This is a genomic window from Bacillus sp. FDAARGOS_1420 (assembly GCF_019344915.1).
Classification (GTDB): Bacteria; Bacillota; Bacilli; order Bacillales; family Bacillaceae_G; genus Bacillus_A; species Bacillus_A mycoides.
Window position 1 is genome coordinate 3,205,169 of record NZ_JAHWJB010000002.1, and the last position, 23,107, is coordinate 3,228,275.

The 23,107-nt window shown below is 36.8% G+C and carries 26 protein-coding genes; 3 read left to right on the top strand and 23 right to left on the bottom strand.

The features are described 5' to 3' along the window. Positions 1 to 8 precede the first annotated feature (8 nt). On the bottom strand, positions 9 to 1,127 hold the full coding sequence (locus I6L50_RS26585) for a tripeptidase T (RefSeq protein WP_002015107.1): 1,119 nt from the start codon (positions 1,125 to 1,127) through the stop codon (positions 9 to 11). A gap of 127 nt (positions 1,128 to 1,254) precedes the next feature. Then, a complete protein-coding gene (locus I6L50_RS26590; RefSeq protein WP_002015105.1) occupies positions 1,255 to 1,800 on the bottom strand; it encodes a GNAT family N-acetyltransferase in 546 nt (181 codons plus the stop codon). A 188-nt stretch (positions 1,801 to 1,988) separates the two neighbouring features. Here I6L50_RS26590 and prli42 point away from each other — a divergent pair, with 188 nt between their 5' ends. Continuing rightward, positions 1,989 to 2,081: a stressosome-associated protein Prli42 gene (prli42, locus tag I6L50_RS26595; RefSeq protein WP_000549036.1), complete on the top strand. Its 93-nt coding sequence runs from the start codon at positions 1,989 to 1,991 to the stop codon at positions 2,079 to 2,081. A 90-nt stretch (positions 2,082 to 2,171) separates the two neighbouring features. Here prli42 and I6L50_RS26600 read toward each other — a convergent pair whose 3' ends face one another. From I6L50_RS26600 to I6L50_RS26690, 19 genes are all read right to left on the bottom strand, one after another. Next, a complete protein-coding gene (locus tag I6L50_RS26600; protein ID WP_002088543.1) occupies positions 2,172 to 2,411 on the bottom strand; it encodes a DUF3894 domain-containing protein in 240 nt (79 codons plus the stop codon). 64 nt (positions 2,412 to 2,475) lie between these two features. Then, the gene (locus tag I6L50_RS26605; RefSeq protein ID WP_002015103.1) at positions 2,476 to 3,036 is read right to left on the bottom strand and encodes a L,D-transpeptidase; all 561 of its coding nucleotides are present in this window, start codon (positions 3,034 to 3,036) and stop codon (positions 2,476 to 2,478) included. 16 nt (positions 3,037 to 3,052) lie between these two features. Further along, on the bottom strand, positions 3,053 to 4,021 hold the full coding sequence (locus I6L50_RS26610; protein WP_219303512.1) for an aromatic acid exporter family protein: 969 nt from the start codon (positions 4,019 to 4,021) through the stop codon (positions 3,053 to 3,055). A gap of 100 nt (positions 4,022 to 4,121) precedes the next feature. Next, the gene (locus tag I6L50_RS26615) at positions 4,122 to 4,844 is read right to left on the bottom strand and encodes an amino acid ABC transporter ATP-binding protein (protein WP_002165089.1); all 723 of its coding nucleotides are present in this window, start codon (positions 4,842 to 4,844) and stop codon (positions 4,122 to 4,124) included. Then, the gene (locus I6L50_RS26620; RefSeq protein WP_219303513.1) at positions 4,837 to 5,496 is read right to left on the bottom strand and encodes an amino acid ABC transporter permease; all 660 of its coding nucleotides are present in this window, start codon (positions 5,494 to 5,496) and stop codon (positions 4,837 to 4,839) included. Before I6L50_RS26620 ends, I6L50_RS26615 begins: the two co-directional genes overlap by 8 nt. Positions 5,497 to 5,532: 36 nt before the next feature. Then, entirely contained in the window at positions 5,533 to 6,312 is a 780-nt protein-coding gene (locus I6L50_RS26625; RefSeq protein WP_215588484.1) for a transporter substrate-binding domain-containing protein, read from the bottom strand. Between the two features lie 250 nt (positions 6,313 to 6,562). Next, positions 6,563 to 6,976, bottom strand: a complete 414-nt coding sequence (locus tag I6L50_RS26630) for a BrxA/BrxB family bacilliredoxin (RefSeq protein ID WP_219303750.1) — start codon at positions 6,974 to 6,976, stop codon at positions 6,563 to 6,565. Positions 6,977 to 7,119: 143 nt separating this feature from the next. Next, on the bottom strand, positions 7,120 to 7,527 hold the full coding sequence (locus I6L50_RS26635) for a YjdF family protein (RefSeq protein WP_219303514.1): 408 nt from the start codon (positions 7,525 to 7,527) through the stop codon (positions 7,120 to 7,122). A gap of 121 nt (positions 7,528 to 7,648) precedes the next feature. Then, positions 7,649 to 8,113 (bottom strand): NUDIX hydrolase, encoded by a 465-nt coding sequence (locus I6L50_RS26640; protein ID WP_219303515.1) that lies wholly within the window; start codon positions 8,111 to 8,113, stop codon positions 7,649 to 7,651. Positions 8,114 to 8,182: 69 nt separating this feature from the next. Further along, positions 8,183 to 8,887 carry a DUF421 domain-containing protein gene (locus I6L50_RS26645; RefSeq protein ID WP_113937098.1) on the bottom strand — a complete coding sequence of 235 codons (705 nt, stop codon included), beginning with the start codon at positions 8,885 to 8,887 and terminating at the stop codon, positions 8,183 to 8,185. Positions 8,888 to 8,993: 106 nt separating this feature from the next. After that, complete coding sequence (locus I6L50_RS26650) at positions 8,994 to 10,172, bottom strand: FtsW/RodA/SpoVE family cell cycle protein (RefSeq protein ID WP_113937097.1); 1,179 nt, start codon at positions 10,170 to 10,172, stop codon at positions 8,994 to 8,996. Positions 10,173 to 10,512: 340 nt separating this feature from the next. Next, positions 10,513 to 11,832, bottom strand: coding sequence for a dihydrolipoamide acetyltransferase family protein (locus I6L50_RS26655; protein WP_219303516.1), 1,320 nt, complete (start codon positions 11,830 to 11,832; stop codon positions 10,513 to 10,515). Between the two features lie 15 nt (positions 11,833 to 11,847). After that, positions 11,848 to 12,831, bottom strand: a complete 984-nt coding sequence (bfmBAB, locus tag I6L50_RS26660) for a 3-methyl-2-oxobutanoate dehydrogenase subunit beta (protein WP_000290070.1) — start codon at positions 12,829 to 12,831, stop codon at positions 11,848 to 11,850. A 13-nt stretch (positions 12,832 to 12,844) separates the two neighbouring features. Continuing rightward, positions 12,845 to 13,846, bottom strand: coding sequence for a 3-methyl-2-oxobutanoate dehydrogenase subunit alpha (gene bfmBAA, locus I6L50_RS26665; RefSeq protein ID WP_002033961.1), 1,002 nt, complete (start codon positions 13,844 to 13,846; stop codon positions 12,845 to 12,847). Positions 13,847 to 13,873: 27 nt separating this feature from the next. Continuing rightward, the gene (gene lpdA / locus I6L50_RS26670) at positions 13,874 to 15,295 is read right to left on the bottom strand and encodes a dihydrolipoyl dehydrogenase (protein WP_002033960.1); all 1,422 of its coding nucleotides are present in this window, start codon (positions 15,293 to 15,295) and stop codon (positions 13,874 to 13,876) included. Between the two features lie 4 nt (positions 15,296 to 15,299). Further along, positions 15,300 to 16,403, bottom strand: a complete 1,104-nt coding sequence (buk, locus tag I6L50_RS26675; protein WP_002088555.1) for a butyrate kinase — start codon at positions 16,401 to 16,403, stop codon at positions 15,300 to 15,302. A gap of 87 nt (positions 16,404 to 16,490) precedes the next feature. Then, a complete protein-coding gene (locus tag I6L50_RS26680; protein ID WP_002015088.1) occupies positions 16,491 to 17,591 on the bottom strand; it encodes a leucine dehydrogenase in 1,101 nt (366 codons plus the stop codon). A gap of 35 nt (positions 17,592 to 17,626) precedes the next feature. Continuing rightward, positions 17,627 to 18,526 carry a phosphate butyryltransferase gene (gene yqiS, locus I6L50_RS26685; protein WP_002033959.1) on the bottom strand — a complete coding sequence of 300 codons (900 nt, stop codon included), beginning with the start codon at positions 18,524 to 18,526 and terminating at the stop codon, positions 17,627 to 17,629. Positions 18,527 to 18,721: 195 nt separating this feature from the next. Then, complete coding sequence (locus I6L50_RS26690) at positions 18,722 to 20,794, bottom strand: sigma-54 interaction domain-containing protein (RefSeq protein ID WP_219303517.1); 2,073 nt, start codon at positions 20,792 to 20,794, stop codon at positions 18,722 to 18,724. Positions 20,795 to 20,931: 137 nt separating this feature from the next. On the opposite strand from I6L50_RS26690, the gene I6L50_RS26695 reads away from it, so the two are divergent. Further along, positions 20,932 to 21,165 (top strand): DUF2627 domain-containing protein, encoded by a 234-nt coding sequence (locus I6L50_RS26695; RefSeq protein ID WP_002111735.1) that lies wholly within the window; start codon positions 20,932 to 20,934, stop codon positions 21,163 to 21,165. Positions 21,166 to 21,214: 49 nt separating this feature from the next. Here the strand turns inward: I6L50_RS26695 and I6L50_RS26700 are convergent, their stop codons facing one another. Beyond that, positions 21,215 to 21,943 (bottom strand): glycerophosphodiester phosphodiesterase, encoded by a 729-nt coding sequence (locus tag I6L50_RS26700; RefSeq protein ID WP_219303518.1) that lies wholly within the window; start codon positions 21,941 to 21,943, stop codon positions 21,215 to 21,217. A 50-nt stretch (positions 21,944 to 21,993) separates the two neighbouring features. Here I6L50_RS26700 and I6L50_RS26705 point away from each other — a divergent pair, with 50 nt between their 5' ends. Beyond that, on the top strand, positions 21,994 to 22,140 hold the full coding sequence (locus tag I6L50_RS26705) for a YycC family protein (RefSeq protein ID WP_001247671.1): 147 nt from the start codon (positions 21,994 to 21,996) through the stop codon (positions 22,138 to 22,140). Between the two features lie 155 nt (positions 22,141 to 22,295). Here I6L50_RS26705 and spo0A read toward each other — a convergent pair whose 3' ends face one another. Continuing rightward, positions 22,296 to 23,090 (bottom strand): sporulation transcription factor Spo0A, encoded by a 795-nt coding sequence (gene spo0A, locus I6L50_RS26710; RefSeq protein WP_002015081.1) that lies wholly within the window; start codon positions 23,088 to 23,090, stop codon positions 22,296 to 22,298. Positions 23,091 to 23,107 lie beyond the last annotated feature (17 nt).

Below are 23,107 nucleotides of genomic sequence, written 5' to 3' on the forward strand. Positions count from 1 at the left end.
TTTATTACTTACTTCGCTACTTCTTCAATAATAGCTACAACTAATTCTGCTGTTTTCGCTAATTCTTCAACAGGAATTTTTTCATTTGTTGTATGAATTTCTTCATAACCAACTGCTAAGTTAACTGTTGGGATACCATGTCCTGCGATTACGTTCGCATCACTTCCGCCACCACTTTGGTGAAGAGAAGGCGTACGACCAATGTTTTCAGCTGCACGTTTCGCAACTTCTACAACGTGATCGCCAGCAGCAAACTTAAATCCTGGATACATAACGTTTACTTCAACGTCTGCATGACCACCCATTTCTTTTGCAGTTGTTTCAAATGCTTCTTTCATTTTTGCAACTTGTGCTTCCATTTTCTCATTTATTAAAGAACGAGCTTCTGCAAAGATTTGAACATGATCGCAAACGATATTTGTTTGTGTACCACCTTCAAAACGTCCAATATTTGCAGTTGTTTCAGAATCGATACGACCAAGTGGCATCTTTGCGATTGCTTTTGCTGCGATAGTAATTGCAGATACACCTTTTTCTGGTGCTACGCCAGCATGAGCTGTTTTCCCGCGAATAATCGCATTCACTTTCGCTTGTGTTGGCGCTGCAACTACAATTTCACCAACTTTTCCATCACTATCTAATGCATAACCATATTTTGCTGTAATGCGCTCGCGGTCTAACGCTTTTGCGCCAATAAGACCAGATTCTTCTCCAACTGTAATAATAAATTCAATTTTACCATGAGGAATGTTTTTCTCTTTTAAGACACGAATCGCTTCAAACATAGATGCTAATCCAGCTTTGTCATCGGCTCCTAAAATTGTAGTACCATCTGATACGATATATCCATCTTTAATAGAAGGCTTAATTCCATTACCAGGAACTACTGTATCCATATGAGAAGTGAAATAAATTGTATCAACACCGTCTTTTGTTGCTGGTAAAGTACAAATTAAGTTACCTGCACCATGACCAGTCACACCCATCGTGTCATCCTCAAATACTTCTACACCTAAAGCAGTAAATTTCTCTGTTAACACTTTGCAAATTTCTGCTTCAAATTTCGTTTCAGAATCTACTTGTACTAACTCCATAAATTCATTTACTAAACGTTCTTGATTAATCATAAGACTGCGCCTCCTGCACTACCATTATGTATGTAACAACATTAATTATAACAGAATTTCGCAAAAGTTTCGAAATACAAGACAAAAAACAGATGGTTAACACATCTAGATACCCATCTGCCTTATATTACTCGTTTAACAATACCCAGCGCATATGATCTTCCCAGATGCCATTTACCATTAGCATTTTTCGAGATACACCTTCATATTGAAATCCTATCTTCGTCACTACTTGTATAGATGCTAAATTTCGTGGCATAATTGGTGCTTCTATACGATGTAAATGAAATTCTTCAAAGGTAACTTGAATTGCTTTTCTAAGCGCTTCTGTTGTGTAACCTTTATTCAATTCTTCCTTATCTAATTTATAACCGAGTACACAAGATTGATAAATTCCGCGAACAATTAGATTAAATGAAATACATCCAATAATTTTTGTATCATCACCCTTTTTAAAAATCCAAAGCCTGATAATCTTGCCTTCCGCGAACTCTTTTCTATCCTTTTGTAACTTTTTCTTTTGATAATCTAACGTGAAAAAACCCTCCGGTCTATACTCTTCCCACGCTTTTAAAAATTCACGATTTTTGTCGTAATATTGAAGAACTTTTTCCGCATACGACTCATCAATTTCTCTTAAATGTAAACGATCTGTCTCGTATATTTTCATCATTGTATCTCCATTCTTCAGCTTGCATAACAAAAAATTAATAATCTATCTTTTAACATATTCTCTACGTATGCTCAAATTCCCTGTAATATTTTGCATCCCCTTCCCGAATTTTGTCCTTTCTCTCCCCTTGTCCACAATTTCATTTCTCGTTACAATGAAATTGTACTGATTTGCAAGGAGGTTTAACGATGCATAAAAAAGCTCAAAAAATTATGGTTTATATAATGTTAATTTCTATGCTTGTAACAACATTACTTACTGGCGCAAGTATGTTTTGGTAAAAAGGACGATTCACTCGTCCTTTTTTTACTGCTTACACATACAAAATAGACCATCTCGAAATCGAGATAGTCTATCTTGTAATGAACATTTTATTTTATATATATTACAATTGCTACAATGCTAAAGGAAAAGGCCATTACAAGTGCTATTACAAAACTTGTATATTGTTTCTGCTGAAATGCCCCAATAACAAAAGTAAGATTGAGTAATGCCATAAATACAATCGCTACAACGTAAGAACATATATTAAAAGTTGCCAATATGAATGTAATAACAAATAGAAAACCAACACAAAACTGCATGTAAGAAATTTTTGGATTTAAATACATATGAGCAACCCCTTTACTCAATTATCTTTATATATTCTCATTAACGCATGGTTATGTACACATGTCAAGACAACTTATAATAAAAGAAAAAGCCAACCGTTTCGTTGACTTTTCCAAATACTATGGCCCCTTTTTCCTTCGCCAATTGCTGAAATGTTTTTTTCGATTTCACAATCGATACTTTTGTTCCAATTGGAATACGATCAAACAAATATTCCACATCATGTTTCTTCATTCTTATACATCCTTGCGAAATATATTTTCCAATTGAACTAGGCTGGTTTGTCCCGTGTATCCCATACTTACTTCCATCCGTTCCTCTTGCATTAAATCCCATCCACCTCGATCCAAGTGGATTTTTTGGAGAGCCCCCAGGAATATCCTTCGCAATATAATAGGGATCCTTCGCCTTCAATACAATGTCAAAGGTTCCTTCTGGGGTTAATTCATTTGTTTTTCCTGTCGCTACTGGAAAAACCTTTTGGATCTTCCCATCATCGATGTAAGCTAGTTTATTCGTTGCTTTATTTACAATTATAAAAGGATCTCCAGCACGTGGGTTATCACCAAGAGGCCAGATCGGTGATAGAGAAAGACATAATAATAAAGAAAGAAGATACGGCATATATAGTTCCTACCTTCTAAATAAGTTCTTTTATATTATCCTTTCCCCTAAAACGACTTTTAATGAGTAAATATTGCTCCATCTCATAAACAAGTTGAACAAGTTTTGCACGTATTTCAAATTCTTCTCGCGAGACTGGTAAAGGCATTTCTCTAAATACTTCTCGCATTTCTTGAAGTTGTCTTAACGAAATGACCCCTGTACTTTCAGGTCGAATAGAATTCCCTATATTTTCAATTACGTCTGCAATCATATCAGCTTGTTCATACGTCCAAGATAGTGATGCAGCTAATGGTATCATGCGCTCCAAAATTTCAAATTGTTGCATACGCATATCAAAATACCGATAATAATAGTCATCTTCACGCATAAATTCATTCTCAAGTTTTTTAAATGATAAATCTTTCGCTTCTTTCAGCATCATTTCTGTTTCAATTAATTCGGCCCCACTCCAATTACTATCTCGATTCCGTAAATAAACGACCATTTCAAACAAAATCGTTCTGAAATGCTCTTCTATTTTTCCTTGATACTCTTTCAGTTTATTCTCACTGCTTGGCATGTACATGTTTACTAATAAAGCAACACTAATTCCAATCGTTAATATAGCAATTTCATTACCAACTATAGACCATGTAATTTGCTTTAATGAATACAGATGCATAACGATAACCGAGCTCGTGACAATCCCTTCTTGAATTTTGCACATAACTGCAGTTGGAATAAAGGTAAGCAGTAATACGCTAATCGCTAGTGGTGTATAACCAATCGTTTCAAAAATACAAAACGCAAATACCATTGATAATACACAAGCTAAAAAACGGTGCAACGATACTTGAACGGATTTTCGTTTCGTATTTTGCACGCATAAAATGACTAAAATACCAGCTGAACTATAAAATTCTAATCCTAATAACTGAGCAATAAAAACTGCAGCACCCGTTCCAAGCGCTGTTTTCACTGTTCTATATCCAATTTTAAACATATCATTACTCCTATATGTATAAATGTATTTAAAAATAGTATAAAAAAAGGATGACGCAATGTCATCCTTTTCTACCTATTATTCACGTACCCTTCACATATTACAATATCTTTTGCAAAAATTCTTTTGCACGGTCACTTTTTGGTGCTGTAAAAAACTCTTCCGGATTACTATCTTCTACGAGCTTTCCACCATCTAAAAAGAGAACACGGTCTGCTACTTCTTTTGCAAATCCCATTTCATGTGTAACGATTGCCATCGTCATTCCTGTCGTAACTAATGATTTCATAACTTCTAACACTTCTTTCACCATTTCTGGATCTAGCGCAGAGGTCGGTTCATCAAATAACATAACTTCCGGTTCCATCGCTAACGCTCTTGCAATTGCTACACGTTGCTTTTGTCCTCCTGAAAGACGATTTGGATATGAATCTTTCTTATCAAGCAGTCCCACTTTATCCAAAAGTTCCTGAGCCTTTTTCTCAGCCACTTGCTTCGTTACTCCTTTTACATTGATAGGAGCATACGTAATATTTTCTAATACAGTCATATGAGGGAATAAGTGAAAATGTTGAAATACCATTCCGACATTTTCACGAACATGCATAATATTTGTTTTCGGATTCGTTACTTCTTCCGTTCCAATCCAAATTTGACCATTTGTCGGTGCTTCTAGTACATTCATACAGCGTAAAAACGTTGACTTTCCAGATCCAGACGGTCCGATAATTGCAACAACTTCTCCTTTTTCAATCGTTGTTGTAATTCCTTTTAATACTTCATTTTTTCCAAATGACTTATGAAGGTTTTCAACTTTAATCACTTTTCTTCATTCTCCCTTCAATGGCTTTCCCGACTAATGTAAGAATAATGACTAACATATAATAAATAAGTCCAACAAACAGTAATGGTTCAAGATATTTAAACGTTTCACCGCCTACAATATAAGCACGGCGCATTAAATCTGTGGCTCCAATTACAGTTACTACAGCCGATTCTTTCGTAAGAGTCGCAAATTCATTTACAAGTGCTGGTAATATTTTTTTTAAAGCTTGAGGAAAAATAATATTTTTCATCATTTTCCCGTAAGGAATCCCTAAAGCCATAGCTGCTTCTGTTTGTCCTTTATCAACCGCTTGAATGCCGGCACGAATTACTTCTGACATATATGCACCTGAATTTAAACTAAATGCAAGTACAGCTGCTAAAAAGGCTGGTATCTCATATCCAATCATTTGCGGAACACCGAAATAAATAATCATTAATTGTAATACTAGTGGTGTACCACGAAATATTGAAGTATATATATCTGCTGCAATATTTAATGCTCGTATTCTAGCAATTTTGCAAAGTGCTAATAACGTCCCTAAAATAAATCCTGCTAAAGCTGATGCAGCTACAATTTTTAATGTAACTTCTAAGCCCTTTAATATATATGGTATTGAAGGCGTAATTGCCGAAAAATCCAAATTCATCCTTTTCATTCCCCTCACAGAAAAGTGAAAGGCAGCTTATTTTCCGCTGCCAAACCATTTCTTAACTAATTTATCCATCTCTCCATTTTCTTGCATTTTCTTAATTACTTTATTAAATTCTTCTGTTTTATCACTATTTTTTGGAAGAGCAATTGCTGCCCCTACTTCTTCTGGTGCTTCTTGAATTTCAATTCCTTGTAGTTCTTTCATTTTTTCTAAATAATTTTTTGCAACCGTGTCTTCTATAATTGCAGCGTCAAAACGACCAGCTTTAATTTCTTGTACGATTTCTGGTATACGGTCACGTCCCTCAGCTTTGAAATCGACTTGTTTCTGAAATTCTTTTGCCTTTTCTTCTTGAATTGACCCTGTTTGTACCCCTACTTTTTTCCCTTTTAAATCTTCTAACGATTTAATATTAGAGCCCTTTTTTGAAACGATCATATTTTTAGCAACAAAATATATATCTGTGAAATCAGCATTATTTTTACGCTCTGCAGTTGGCGTCATACCTGCCATAACGAAATCAACTTTTCCTGAATTAAGAGATGCTAATAATCCGCCAAAATCCATATCTTTCACTTTTACTTCATATCCAAGTTCTTTTCCGATATATTTTGCAATATCAACATCAAAGCCGATAATTTCATCACTTTTTGAAGCTTCCACGTATTCATACGGTTTATAGTCTGCTGAAGTCCCCATAACGAGTACTTTTTTATTTTTGCCATTCGCCTTTTCTTCCCCATTACTACAAGCACTGAACATACTTACAATTAAAATAAGTGCAAATGATATTGATAATAACTTCTTCATCTTTCTTCCCCCTAATAATGTATATTTAAAAGTTTAATAGAATATTTATTCGATGTTTGTATTGTATCAGCACTTTCATTTTTATGCAATATTTAAAATAAAAATAAATAAAATAACAGCATTAAAGCTGTTGTCAATGCATAAAAACATGCATAAAACAACAAATTCCTGCATGTTTAATTATTTTAAAAACTAAATAAAAAAGGCGGTACACCCACTTGATTGTGGACGTACCGCCTTTTTCTCTTCCTTATAGTTCTTCGCAATTATCTTCGAAATAAGATTGTAGTTTTGCAATTACTTGCATTGGTTCATGACCTTCAATTTCATGACGTTCTACCATCGTTACAATTTTTCCATCTTTCAATAACGCAAATGATGGAGATGAAGGTGGATATCCTTCAAAATATTCACGAGCTCTTGCTGTTGCTTCTTTATCTTGACCCGCAAATACTGTTACAAGGTGGTTAGGGCGTTTATCATAATGTACGAAATGTGCAGCAGCAGGACGAGCAATGCCACCTGCACAACCACATACAGAGTTTACCATTACAAGTGTTGTACCATTTCTTTTAAATGCTTCTTCGACTGCTTCTGGTGTCGTCAATTCTGTATATCCCGCAGAGACAATCTCTTCACGCGCTTGACGGACAACATCATTCATAAAAAAGTTAAAGTTAATCAATCTTTTCCCTCCTCTAATTCTACCTATTTGTATCTTACCAGTTAATGTTTATGAAATACAAGTAAGTTTACTTGTATTTAGGCATAGAAAAGGTGTTAGAGCCCTTGCTCTAACACCTTTTTTTAATGGCCACGATGCTTTTGCTTTGCTTTTTGTACTTTAATTAAACGTCTTCTTTGTTTTTCAGCTTCTCGCTTCTCTTTAGACTGCACTTTCTTTTCTTGTTTATACAATTCATAAGATAAACTAATCGCTTCTTGTGCCTTAGTAAAACGTTTTACATTTACTTCTTTTGCCGCTTGTCGTATGATACGTTTTATATTTTTGGGACGCTGTTTTTCTTTCACTTCCACACCGCATTTTGCAACGTGCTGGAAATATGCTAACATTGGACCATTCACAAATATAAGTACTTCTTCATCTGAAGGTTCCATTCCAAAAATATACCTTGCTCCATACAATTTTCCTTGTTCTTTATGCGTAATAATTCCTACGAAAAATTGACCATCGTGATATACTGTCAAATCCATTGACAGCCCCTCCTTTAAAAAAATTAGAAATACTGGACATCCCGGAGGGGAAGGTTACTGACATGAAATCATGCGTCTGGACTACCGACCAGAACTGTGTTTTTGTATCTCTTTCATTATATTATATCTTATTTCCCATAGCCCTTATATACTCCGTAATCATTTTTTTATGCGATCCTACAATATAATCAGGTAGCTCTGTTACCGGGAAGAATTTAAGCTGAACCGCTTCTTCTTTATTCATAACAAAATTCCCTTCGTATTCATCGGTATAATAGGCTGTCGTTACGGATTGAAACTCATCACCGTTTGTTAATTTTGAAAAATAGTTCGCTCCAGAAAATACATTGATTAATCGGAGGTTCTTTACTTCTATTCCTGCCTCTTCATATACTTCACGGTAAGCTGTTTCTTCTGGTGATTCACCAAGCTCCATTAGCCCGCCAGGCAACCCCCATTTTCCGTACGGCTCTGTTCTTTGCTGTAATAATACATATCCACTTTCATTTATAACGAGTACAACAGCACCAACTAAAATTAAAGGGCGATGACCAACTACTTTTCGTAATTCCTCTACATATCCCATCGTATCCCTCCTTTTTCGTTGTCCACACTATTGTATCATATGTATGAAACGACAAAATGCGTATATTTTTCATTTTTTTAACAAAACATTTATTTTATGCGCTTCATCTACTGTAGCTAACATAATGGATTCGATTTCTGCACTCTTCTCTAAACACTCTTTCGCCCACTCTTCTGTTTTTCCTACTAAAGCTAGAACATCTTGCTGAATCCTCCCATCCTTTACTAATACAAAAGAAACTGGAGATCTTCTTCCCGCCACTTTCAGATCAAGCCGCGAAACTGCTTCATATTCTGGATACTGAAATATAGAAACAACACCATTCGCTTCCCACAATGCTAATTTAATCGTTTGAATATCGCTCACATTTCGCATACGAATTTCCGAAAATAAATATTCCACCGTAATTCTCGCTTTTTTCAAATTGCTAAAATCAATGGAACCATTGTGTATAAGAATAATAGGTGCTGGCTCTAAAAAGCGTCTCCATCTATCCCATTTCAACATTAAGACTGAGCTTATAATGTGAAGTACAACGAGTATGAACGTTGTAATCATCGAGCCGAGTAACCCCACTTTTTCATCAGATAATGCGTTAGAAATATTCCCACCAAGCAATAATACTAATACGACATCTAAAAAACGAAGTTGTGCGATGGACCTTTGTCCCATCGCTTTCGCAACTAATATTAAAAATATGTATGCTATGATAGCTCGAATAACCCATTCACCATTAGATAGATGCCGTGCTCCTTCAAAAATATGCATATGCATCACTTTGCACTCCTTACCCGTCTCAAACTGCTATTCTGTCTTAGTTTGCAACGTTTAAGGGCATATATGTAAAAAAGCTAGTTCGTTTTTACACGAACTAGCTTTTTTACTTAACTGAAAACATATATTTTTTATACGTTTTCCGTACCGATAATATGAGCCCCATCATAATCATATTCGAAAATAAGGAACTTCCCCCATATGATAAGAAAGGTAATGCGATACCTTTTACAGGCATTAATCCAACGATCATACCGATGTTTTGGAATATTTGAACCGTTAGTATTCCTATTGATCCAGCACATAATAATGTACCAAATAAATTATCAGCAGAATAACCGATAATAATTGTTCGATATAGTAGTAATAGGAACAAGAACACAACTAACGCCGCTACTATAAATCCACCTTCTTCGGCAATTGTAGCGAAAATAAAGTCAGTGTGTTTCTCTGGAATATAGACGTTCCCTTCACCGAATCCTTTCCCTTCCATACCTCCACTACCTACAGCTAAAATCGATTGCTGTGTTTGATAGCCTTCATTTGCATTCTCAAATGGATTTAGCCAACCTATAATACGTGATTGTTGGTGAGGTTTTAACAAAGTAACTAATTTATTAAAGAAGAAATCTGGATATTTTACAAATATAAATATTAATGTAGACAATATGGTCACCGGAATGACTGTACATAACGCAATTAATTTCTTTTGAATTCCTGACATAAATAAAATACATGCGATAGCTGCTGCATATAAGAACACCATACCTGTATCCGGTTGGCTATATACAACGGCCATAGGCGGGAGGGATACTAGCATAATTTTACCTACTAATTTTAAATCCGTTTGGAATGTCCTTGCCATATACTGTGCATTATGCTTCACTGCTATACTTGCTACTACAAGAAGCAATGCGATTTTGAAAAACTCGGATGGCTGAATTTGTCCAAGTACTGGAAAAACGAACCACCTTTTTGCCCCTAACTTTTCAGGTGTGAAACCTGATGCTGGTAATACTTTCAAAAGAATAAGTGAAGCAAACCCAGCAATATAAAGCGGCCAAGACAATTTTTGCAACTGATCTAAGTCGATGCTAGCAACAAGAAGTAACAATACAACCCCAATTATGTAGTTAACTCCCTGCTTCATAGCAAAGTTTGCATCTCCATACTGTCCGGTTTGCTGACTGCTATATATAGCAGTTATACTTATAACACAAAATGCACACAAAATTAAAATTAATTTTACATCTAAACTTTTTAGAAACTCGGTACTTCTTTTCATGACATCCTCCTGAAACATTGTTACAGCAAAATAAAAAACCAGGAGTCAACATTCTTCATGTTTTGACGACTGATTACACATTATCTATAAAACACTTATATAGAATAACTCTCTTTTTCATACAATACAATATATTATACTACAGTTTCATCAGTAAGATTTGCCAAAAAAATTATTCTTTTCTTATTTTATATCTATATACCATATATCAGCAATGTATTTTCGTAAATTTCTAATACATAATCGTTCATTGTAAGATTACTGGGAAAAGTTTTGTACATATAGTAGGATGCAGATGAAGAAATAAGATGATAAAAAGCTCGCATAAGCGAGCTTTTTATTAATATACAGATGTATTATTTTCTGACGTATTTTCTAAAATTTCTTTTACACGTCCTAAGAACTTACCACAAATTAGGCCATCTAGTACACGGTGGTCAAGTGATAAACATAAGTTAACCATGTCGCGAGCACCGAACATACCGTTATCCATAATTACTGGGCGTTTTACAATTGATTCAACTTGTAAAATAGCCGCTTGTGGGTAATTAATAATACCCATAGATTGAACAGAACCGAATGATCCTGTGTTATTAATTGTAAATGTTCCGCCTTGCATTTCGTCCGCTTTTAACGATTTCGTACGTACTTTTCCTGCAAGCTCTGTAATTTCACGAGCGATACCTTTAATCGTCTTCTCGTCCGCGTGTTTAATTACTGGTACAAATAGTTCATCCTCTGTTGCAACAGCGATAGAAAGGTTAATATCTTTCTTCTGAACGATCTTATCGCCAGCCCACATTGAGTTAATTTGAGGATACTCTTTTAACGCTTGTGCTACTGCTTTTACGAAGAAAGCAAAGAACGTTAAGTTAAAGCCTTCACGCTTTTTGAAATCGCCTTTAATTGAGTTACGGTATGATACAAGGTTTGTCACATCTACTTCAATCATCATCCAAGCATGAGGTGCCTCATGTTTACTGCGTAACATATTTGCTGCAATTGCTTTACGTACACCTGTTACCGGAATCTCGATATCTCCAGGCATCGTCGGCACAGAAACTGGTTTTGCAGCTTCTACTTTTTGCGCTACCGGTGCTACTGCCGCTGATTTTGGTGCTTCTGGACGCTCTGCTACTGCAACAACTTCCTCTTTCTTGGCACCTGCTTGCGGAATATTTCCAGATTCCACTAGCTTTAAAATATCTTTACGAGTGATACGGCCATTTGCTCCCGTACCTTCTACTAAATCTAAATCAACATTATGCTCACCTGCAAGTTTTAAAACAGCTGGTGAAAAACGTGGTTTTCCATCAGTTGGTTGTTTTGCTTTCGGTGCTTTTTCAGGCGTAGTTATATCTGCCTTTGGTTCTTCTTTCGTTTTTTCCTCTACAGTTGTTGCTGCTACTTCATCTGCGCCTTCTACTTGAATGACACAAACAACTTCACCTACGGCTAACGTTTCACCTTCGCCAGCTATTAACTCTTTCACAATACCAGTGAAAGAAGATGGTACTTCGGCATTTACTTTGTCCGTCATTACTTCTGCAAGCGGATCATACTTATTTACGTGATCGCCAACATTAACGAGCCACTTACTAATTGTGCCCTCTGTAACGCTCTCCCCGAGCTGAGGCATTGTAATATTTTCTACAGCCATGTATAGTCCCCCCGATTAAAATTCCGCAAGTTCACGCATTGCTTTTTCAACTTTATCTGGATTTACCATAAAGAATTTTTCCATTGTTGGTGCATATGGCATTGCTGGAACGTCTGGGCCTGCAAGACGTGCAATTGGTGCATCTAAATCAAACAGGCAATTTTCAGCGATAATAGCTGCCACTTCACTTATAATACTTCCTTCTTTATTGTCTTCTGTTACAAGAAGAACTTTACCTGTTTTAGAAGCCGCTTCAATAATAGCTTCTTTATCTAACGGATATACCGTTCTTAAATCAAGAATGTGTGCAGAGATTCCATCTTGTGCTAACTTCTCAGCTGCTTGAAGAGCAAAGTGAACACATAATCCGTAAGTGATAACAGTAATATCATCACCTTCGCGTTTTACATCTGCTTTTCCGATTGGTAATACATAGTCATCTTCTGGCACTTCACCTTTAATTAAGCGATATGCACGCTTATGCTCAAAGAATAATACTGGATCTTCATCACGAATTGCAGCTTTTAATAAGCCTTTTGCATCATATGGTGTAGAAGGGATAACAATTTTTAAACCTGGTTGGTTTGCAAACATCGCTTCTACAGATTGTGAATGATACAATGCACCGTGAACACCCCCGCCGAATGGCGCACGAATTGTAACTGGACAAGTCCAATCGTTGTTAGAACGATAACGAATTTTTGCTGCCTCAGAAACAATTTGGTTTACTGCTGGCATGATGAAATCAGCAAACTGCATTTCAGCGATTGGACGCATACCATACATTGCCGCACCAATTGCTACCCCAGCAATTGCAGATTCTGCAAGCGGTGCATCAAGCGCACGATCTTCACCAAATTGATCATACAAACCGTGTGTCGCTTTAAACACGCCACCTTTTTTACCAACATCTTCTCCTAAAACGAATACTTTCTCATCGCGTTCCATTTCTTCGCGCATTGCTAATGTAATAGCATCAATATAAGACATTACAGCCATGAAACGTTCCCCCCTATTCTGCGTATACGTGCTTCAATGCATCTTCAGGTGCTGCATACGGAGCATTTTCTGCATATTCTGTTGCTTCATTTACGATATGCATAATTTCGTCTAGCATTTGTTTTTCAAATTCCTCAGTTAACACACCAACTTCTTTTAAATAAGCTGCAAATGTTATAATTGAATCTTTTTTCTTCGCTTCTTCTACCTCTTCTTTATCACGATAAACACGATCATCGTCGTCACTAGAATGTGCTGTTAAACGATATGATACTGCTTCAATTAAAGTCGGACCTTCACCACGACGACCGCGGTCTGCTGCTTCTTTTACAGCTTTATATACTGCAAGCGGATCGTTTCCGTCTATTGTATATCCAGGCATGCCGTAACCAATTGCACGATCTGATACGTTTTTACATGCTAATTGTTTTTCAACTGGAATAGAGATTGCATATTTGTTATTTTCACACATGAAAATAACAGGTAGTTTGTGTACACCAGCAAAGTTTGCTCCTTCATGGAAGTCACCTTGGTTTGAAGAGCCTTCTCCGAATGTAACGAACGTTACTAAATCTTTCTTCTCCATTTTTCCAGCTAGTGCAATACCAACTGCATGTGGTACTTGCGTTGTTACTGGTGATGATCCTGTAACAATACGATTTTTCTTTTGACCGAAGTGACCAGGCATTTGACGACCACCAGAGTTTGGATCTCCAGCTTTTGCGAAAGCAGACAACATAAGCTCTTTAGCTGTCATACCAAACGCTAGTACAACACCCATATCACGGTAGTATGGTAATGCATAATCTTTCTCTCTATCAAGAGCGAACGCCGCTCCAACTTGTGCAGCCTCTTGTCCTTGACAAGAAATTACGAATGGAATTTTACCTGCACGGTTTAATAACCACATACGTTCGTCAATTTTACGTGCAAGTAACATCGTACGGAACATTTCTAATACTTGCTCATCACTTAAGCCAAGCTCTTCATGGCGCTTTTCTTTTACTTCTGCCATTTTTCATAACCTCCTAAATCCACATTTTTATGCGTGTAACGCTCTTCCATCTACAGCAAGTGCAGCTTCACCAATCGCCTCAGATAATGATGGATGCGGATGAATTGTATGTGCCACTTCCCAAGGTGTTGCATCAAGTACTCTTGCAAGACCAGCTTCAGAAATCATATCTGTTACATGTGGTCCGATCATATGAACACCGAGAATGTCATTTGTTTCTTCATCAACTACAAGTTTTACAAAACCGTCTGATTCTCCGTATACAAGTGCCTTTCCGATTGCACGGAATGAGAACTTACCTACTTTTAACTTATAGCCTTTTTCTTTTGCTTCTTGTTCTGTTAAGCCGACAGAAGCAACTTCTGGACTACTATATACGCATTTTGATACCATAGAATAATCAATTGGTGTAACTTCTTTACCAGCGATATGTTCTACTGCAACAATTCCTTCATGAGAAGCAACGTGAGCAAGTTGCAAGCCACCGATTACATCTCCAATTGCGTAAATATGAGATTCCTTCGTTTGATAAAACTCATTTGTTTGAATGTATCCTTTTTCCACAACAATATCTGTGTTCTCTAAGCCCATATTTTGCGTATTCGCTTGTCTTCCTACAGATACAAGCATTTTTTCTGCTTTAAATGCTTTGTTCTCACCGTTATGTTCAGCTTGAATTGTTACTCCATTATCTTTTACCAATGTTTCTGGTAATACTTTTGCACCAGTTACCACTTTAATACCTTTTTTCTTGAATAGACGTTGCATTTCTTTTGAAACGTCATTATCTTCTAGTGGTAATATGTTTTTCGCATATTCTAATACAGTAACTTCTACACCGAAGTCAGCAAGCATAGATGCCCACTCAATACCAATTACACCGCCACCAACGATAATGATTGAGCTAGGAAGCGTTTCCATTTTTAGGGCATGATCCGAAGACATTACATACTCTCCGTCTAACTCTAATCCTGGTAATGAATTTGGGCGAGAACCTGTTGCAACAAGTACATTTTTTGGAATTAACATTTCATTCTCTTCTCCACTTGCAAGTTCAACTGAAATTGTACCTGGCATTGGAGAGAAAATAGATGGGCCAAGAATACGGCCAATACCTTCAAACACATCAATTTTACCTTGTTTCATTAAATGCTGAACGCCTTTATGAAGCTGCGTTACAATCTTCTCTTTACGCTCTTGTACTTTAGCAAAGTTTAGTTCTACATTACTTGCGATAACTCCGAACTCTTCTCCTTTTTTAGCAGTTGCGTATACTTCCGCACTACGTAAAAGAGCTTTACTAGGAATACATCCTTTGTGTAAACAAGTACCACCAAGATTTTCTTTTTCAACAAGTGCAGTTTTTAACCCTAGTTGTGATGCACGAATAGCAGCAACATATCCACCAGTACCGCCGCCAACGATGACTAAATCATATTCTCTTGCCATTATCTCAACCCCTAGCTACTGTTTGTTTTTCTCGTACAATATATTCTTTTGGAGCTTCTTCTTCACGTAATACACGAAGTGCTCCTTCTGCTAACGCTTGTAATTCATCTTCTCCTGGATGTACGATAACATCTGCAATCCAGTGAACACGTTCTTTTATTTCATCGACAAGAATTTTACTGTACGCAAGTCCACCAGTTAATACGATTGCATCGATTTTCCCGTGAAGTACAGCACTAGCTCCGCCAATCTCTTTTGCAACTTGATACGCCATTGCTTTATAAATAAGTGTTGCTTCAGGATCACCTTTTTCAACCATTTGTTCTACTTTAATTGCATCGTTTGTACCGATAAGACTTACAAGTCCACCTTGTCCGACAAGTTTTTTAACCATTTCGTCTCGGTAATACTCACCAGAAAAACACATTTCAACTAATTGTCCTACTGGTACTGTACCAGCACGCTCTGGACTAAATGGTCCTTCTCCGTTTAAGCCATTATTCACATCGATAACTTTTCCTTTTTTATGAGCACCAACTGTAATACCGCCGCCCATATGTGTAACTAATAAATTTAAATCCTCATATTTGTGATTTAATTCATCTGCTACTTTACGAGCAACCGCTTTTTGGTTTAATGCATGGAAAATACTTTTACGTTCCATACCAGCAATACCGCTAATACGAGCAATTGGCTCCATTTCATCTACAACGACAGGATCCACAATGAATGCAGGAATGTTTAATCCAGAAGCAATTTCATATGCTAAAATGCCTCCAAGGTTTGAAGCGTGATGACCGCTAAACCCATTTTTTAAATCTTCTAACATCGCATCGTTTACTGTGTACGTGCCGCCTTCGATTGGACGAAGTAATCCACCACGCCCACAAACAGCGTTTAATTTTGAAATGTTAATACCATGAGAATGTAGAACTTCTAAAATCGTTTCTTTACGAAACTCATATTGGTCGATAATTCGTTTATATTTTCCAATCTGTTCTACGTCATGACGAATAGTTTCTTCTAGAACGGGTCTTTCATTATCAAAAACACCAATCTTTGTGGATGTACTACCTGGGTTAATAACAAGAATTCGATTTACAGACAATGTTGCTACCTCCACTAATAAATTTAAAAGGAAGTGGAAACCTCATAAGAGATAACCACACCTTTTGTAAAAGTTATATATGAATGATTAGCGACGGCTAATAATGTCGTGACCGTTGCGTAAGTATGTGCTACGAGAGTTTTTCAAGCTTGCAATGCGCTCTTCAGCTAGACGATCTGCTGCTACATAAGTTGCTATGCCATCGCGTTTTGAAATTTCGATTACTTTTGCAATTGTGTCATAAATAGACTCAACACGTTTTAATGCACGTTCTCTATTGTATCCATATAATTCGTCTGCTACGTTAATTACGCCACCTGCATTAATAACATAGTCTGGTGCGTATACAATACCCATTTCATGAATTAGGTCGCCGTGACGATCTTCTTTTAATTGGTTATTTGCAGAACCTGCGATTACTTTTGCTTTAAGTTGTGGAATAGTTTCATCATTAACTGTTGCGCCTAATGCACATGGTGCGTAAATATCACATTCAACACCGTAAATTTCATTTGGCTCAACTGCTGTTGCACCGAATTCTTCTACTGCACGTTGTACAGCTTCTTTATTAATATCTGTAACGATTAATTTTGCTCCTTCAGCGTGTAAATGTTTGCATAGGTGATACGCTACGTTACCAACACCTTGAATAGAAATTACTCTTCCTTCTAGGTTATCTGTACCAAATGCTTCTTTTGCAGCTGCTTTCATACCACGGTAAACACCGTATGCAGTTACTGGAGATGGGTTACCAGAAGAACCGAATGATGGTGAAATCCCTGTTACAAAATCAGTTTCCTCATGGATAATATCCATATCATCTACTGTTGTACCAACATCTTCAGCTGTAATGTAACGTCCGTTTAGCCCTTGAATGTAGCGTCCTAATGCACGGAACATCGCTTCGCTTTTATCTTTACGTGGATCACCGATAATTACTGTTTTTGCACCACCTAAGTTTAAACCAGCTGCTGCATTTTTGTATGTCATCCCTTTTGCAAGACGCAATGCATCTTCAATCGCCGCTTCTTCAGAATCATATGTCCACATTCTTGTTCCACCAAGAGCTGGTCCAAGTGTTGTATCATGGATTGCAATGATTGCTTTTAAACCAGATTCTTTATCTTGACAAAATACCACTTGCTCATAATCATATTTTTCTAAGTATTCGAAGATTTCTAATGTCATTGTCGTTTCCCCCTAATTGTTTTACCCTATTTGGTTTATTTTGAAGCAGTCGCAACTGCCAATGCTAATGAATATACTTTTGTTTCTGCTGAATCCGCACGTGATGTTAAAACAATCGGTGCTTTAGCGCCAGCAATCATCGCTCCTACCTTTGCATTTGCAAAATAGACGAGTGATTTATATAGCACATTTCCAGCTTCAATCGTTGGGACGAGTAAAATGTCTGCCTTACCTGCTACATCACTTACTATGCCTTTATGTTCTGCTGCAATTTGTGATACTGCATTATCTAAAGCAAGTGGTCCATCAACGACACAATTTTTAATTTGTCCGCGGCGATTCATTTGAGTTAACATCGCTGCATCAATTGTCGCTTGCATCGCAGGATTAACAACCTCTACCGCTGCAATTGGCGCTACCTTCGGCAAATCAATTCCTATTGCCTGGGCAACTTCTACAGTATTTTGTATAATAGCAGCTTTTTGTGTTACATCAGGTGCAATGTTCATCGCTGCGTCTGTAACAAAAATAAGACGATCGTAATTTGGAACTTCAAACGCTGCAACATGTGAAAGCACGCTGCCCTTACGAAGTCCCCACTCTTTATTTAATACAGCTTTCAAAATATTTGCTGTTGGGATGTTCCCCTTCATTAGCACATCTGCTTCGCCATTGCTTACAGATTTAACAGAAAGTTCTGCAGCCTCAGCACTTGACGCTGCTGCAATCACTTCAATATGTTCTGAAGTTTGTAACCCATGCTCTTGTAGCATCCCTATTATTTTCTCTTGATTTCCATATAGACGAAATTGAGCTAGCTGTAACTTGATTGCTTTCGCTACAGCTTCAATTACTTCATGATCTTCAGCTACTGCTACAGCAACAGTTTTTTTAGGCTGTCCTGCTGCTTGATCAATTAAGTGTTCTAACTTCATATTTTGTAATCAACCCTTTCCGTCGTCCCTCGTCTATTCATCAAGCAAATACCGTGCCAACTTTTAAAAGTGGTCTTACCAATAATGAAAACGCATTCAAAATGCAGTAAAATCAATACTTTGGAAAACAACGGAATATTCTGTCTCGTTTTGTCGCTTTTTGTATACCGTGCAATAAATTGCGCGGTACGCAATTTATTGCATGCTATTTTTTGCACAGTCATACTTTTCTAGCTTGTAATATAAGTTTCGAACTGAAATTCCTAACGCTTTTGCAGTCTTCGTTTTGTTCCCATCAAATTTCTCTAAATATTCACGGATAATATTCCCCTCAAATTCTGTCACTAGGTGTTCAAGGGCCTTCTCTTCTAATTCAGGTAATAAATTATTTTGTTTCGTCTCTACTTGTTCTTCTTTATGTAAAGGCGGTAAATGATGTACATCAATATATATCTCGTTATAATTCATAAAGATAATAGCTCGTCCTAAAATATTTTCAAGTTCCCTAACATTCCCTGGCCATTCATATGATTGTAAATACGAAACGGCTGAATCGGTGAGTCCTTCTACATTACGACCATAGTCTTGATTAATTTTTTGAATTAACCTTTCTGCAATCGCTGGTATATCTCCTTTACGCTGACGAAGGGAAGGAATTTGAATCGGGATTTTATTTAAACGATAATATAAGTCCTCTCTGAAATTCCCTTCTAAAATAGCTTTTTCTAAATTCACATGCGTCGCAGCGATCACTCGAACATTAATAGGTATCGCTTTCGTTCCCCCTACTTTCACAATTTCCTTTTCTTGTAGCACACGAAGGAGCTTCGCTTGCGTATTTGCAGATAACTCTCCGATTTCATCTAAAAAAACACTTCCATTATTCGCTTCTTCAAAGAACCCTCGTTTCCCGCCTCTTTTCGCTCCAGAAAACGCACCTTCCTCATAACCGAATAATTCACTTTCTAATAAGGTCTCAGAAATAGCAGCACAGTTTACTCGTACAAACTTATTGTATTTTCGATTACTACTGTTATGAATAGCGTGTGCAAATAACTCTTTCCCCGTACCAGATTCCCCTCTAAGCAATACTGTTGCCGGTGTATTCGCTCCAAGTTTTGCTTGTTCAATAGCTGCCGTCGTTTCATCTGAATCACCAACAATATCATCAAATGAATATTTTGCTTCTAACGTTCGAATAATTTGTCTTGCCCTATTCAATTCATTTGTTAACTTTTGAATTTCTGATACATCGCGAATTACCCCGACGCTCCCTTTCAATATTCCATCGACAATAACCGGTGCTACGTTTACAATTACATCTCGCTTTTTTTGCCCAATCTTCATATGTATTCCTCGTACCGCTCGGCGCGTCCGAAGTACTTTCATATGCATACTTTCACCTTCCACAATATCAGTTGTAGCCGGCTTCCCAATAATTTCTTCTTCAGTCAAACCCGTTAACTTCGTATAAGCAGGGTTTATAACTAGTCCTCTTCCTTTCTCATCAACAACCGAAATTGCTTCCTCAGATGAGTTAATAATCGCCTCAAGTAGCGTTTGAATTTCTTTTAAGTCTGTAACTTCTTCCGCTAAATCTACAACTTCTGTAATGTCTTTAAAAATCGCAAATGCCCCTTGAACCTCTCCACCTTCTTTTAATATCGGAATACGCGTTGTAATAATCTTTTTTTCATTCTCTAACGTCAGTTCATGATTCACTTCTATTTTTTTCGTGCGTATAATACGAAGCAACTTACTCGTTGGAATAACTTCTAAAATATATTTCCCTATTGCTTCCTCTTTTTTATATCCAGTAATACGCTCTGCGCTTTTATTAAACAGACGAACTTGTCCCTCTTGGTCTATAACAATCATACCGTCATGCGTTGAATTTAAAATTAAATTCCCTTGTTGCGTCTGTTCTTCTAGCTTTCCAATTAAACTTTCCTTCTCATGCGCTAGTCTCGTAACAATTTTTGCAATATCCCCTGGTATAAGAAGAGTATCTTTATGCTTACTTCCCAATAACACTTTATGTAAATCATAATCACCTGTCATATCAAACATTACATCAATATGCATAGAAAGAAACGGAGCTACACTATCACCAATCGGAACTCCATGTTCCTTTGCGATTTGTAATCCTTTCGCAATTGGATTAATATCAATAACCCCTATAATTTGAAATATATTCGAATTTTGCAACAGACTCAGCAGTGTACTCCCACCTTCACCTGCTCCAACAATTAACACATTTTGTTTCATACATTACACTTCCTCTCGAAGTATCTCTGCAAAATTTTTCACATTCTTATCTTACTCGTTCAGCAACCTCTTGACAAACCCCCATTCCATATAACATCATTAAAATACACAAAATAATCTGAAAAGGAGCGTTATGTATGCAGCGTTACCTCGCTCTATCATTAGCACTCATCCCAATTTCATTAGCCGTGCTTGGTATTAAACTAATGAGAGATACTGTATTTGGGATTTTATTCTCCCCAATCCCTATATTATGGTTACAATTTTTAATCGGCGCTCTTTGCTTTGCACTCGGGTTTTATATTTTCGGCGGCTTCGTCTTACACAGAGATCGTAAGAGAAATAAAGTGCAAGCTCGCTTCAGAAGATAGAACAAAGTTTTCACATACCGATAAAAAAATGAGACCATTATATTAGGTCTCATTTTTTTATCGGTAATAAAGTTCTTGCTGTTTCAGGATGATCAGTAATAATCGCTGATATATCCATATCAAAATATTTACGCATAAGCGTTTCTTCATTTATTGTGTAAGGACGAACCTCCACACCACTTTCCATCGTTAATTCAGCGATAGCATCTTGAAGATAACGATAATTCGGATGTACTGCAGTAGCACCCATCTTTTTTGCATATGCCCATGGGCTATGCAAACCTTCACGATACAAAATAGCTGTTTGAATATCAGGAGCCATCAAATGACATTTTTTCATACTGTAGTGATTAAACGAAGAAAATATAACACGATCCTCTAGACTAAACTTACGTACAAGCGTTATAACCTCTTCTTCTAAACCTCTGTATGGAATTTTATTATTTTTCAGTTCAATATTGAGTAGCAATTTCGTTTTTGCGAGCCATTCTAACACCTCTTCTAGAAGAGGTATTTTGCAAAAACCTACTTTGTCACCGAATTTATAACTCGCATCCAACTTACATAAATCCTCATATAAATAATTTCGAACCGCACCTTTTCCATTTGTTGTCCGATCCACCGTTTCATCATGAATAACGACAACTTTTCCATCTTTCGTGAATTGAACATCGAGTTCAATTCCATCTGCCCCGAAAGCCTCCGCCGCTTCAAATGAAATCATTGTATTTTCCGGATACGTTCCCGCTGCACCACGATGTGCAAATATAAGAGTCATCCTCACTCCCCCAATCTTATGCTATACTATACGAAAAAGGAGGTACTTCTATGAGACCATTACAAATTTCTCCAGACACTGCAGTCCGCCTATCAAAAGCGTTAGGTGTTCCACTTGAACAACTTATGCATATGCCACAGCATATTTTAATACAAAAGTTAGTTGAATTAGAAAAACAAAATAAAGACGAAGAATAATATAGTCCTGTTTTGCAGGGCTTTTTATTATCACCTATTATATCACGGATAACTTACCCACTAAAATTATGAATGTGGGAAACAAAACAAAAGATCAACGAGTGTTTTAAACTCATTGATCTTTTATAAAAATATTTATTTTGAATATACTAATCTCAACTAGCCTTATGTTCAAGTCTTAGCTTATCCGCAACCATTGCGATGAACTCGGAATTCGTAGGTTTTGCTTTTGACATGGATACTGTATAACCAAATAAGGACGAAATAGAATCAATATTCCCACGGCTCCAAGCTACTTCAATTGCGTGACGGATTGCGCGCTCAACACGGCTTGCTGTTGTATTATATTTCTTTGCAATATCTGGATATAATACTTTCGTAATAGATCCTAGTAATTCGATATCATTGTACACCATAGAGATTGCTTCTCGTAAGTACATGTACCCTTTAATATGAGCGGGTACACCAATTTCATGAATGATACTTGTAATACTCGCATCTAAGTTTTTCGGTTTTCCATCGATCGTTGTTGCTGATCGGAAAGATGGTAATGGACGTTTAATAGTAGCACTTTCCTTACCACTAACTTGACGAATATGACTTGTTAAATTCTCCATATCAAATGGTTTTAATATGAAATATGATGCTCCTAAATCAACCGCTTTTTTCGTCACATCTTCTTGTCCGAATGCTGTCAACATAATAACGCTAGGTTGTCTTAATCTTTCAATATGTCGCATTTTCTCTAGCACAGCTAGACCATCTAAATGTGGCATAATAATGTCTAAAACGAGTATATCAGGCTGCTTTTCTTTCAATAAGTTTAAACATTCTTGACCATTGTAAGCAATTCCGATAACTTCCATATCATCTTGGGCAGCAACATAACTCTCTAGCATCGATACCAATTCTTTATTATCATCCACAAGACATACTTTAATTTTCTCCACAGTTTTTCCTCCCTTAC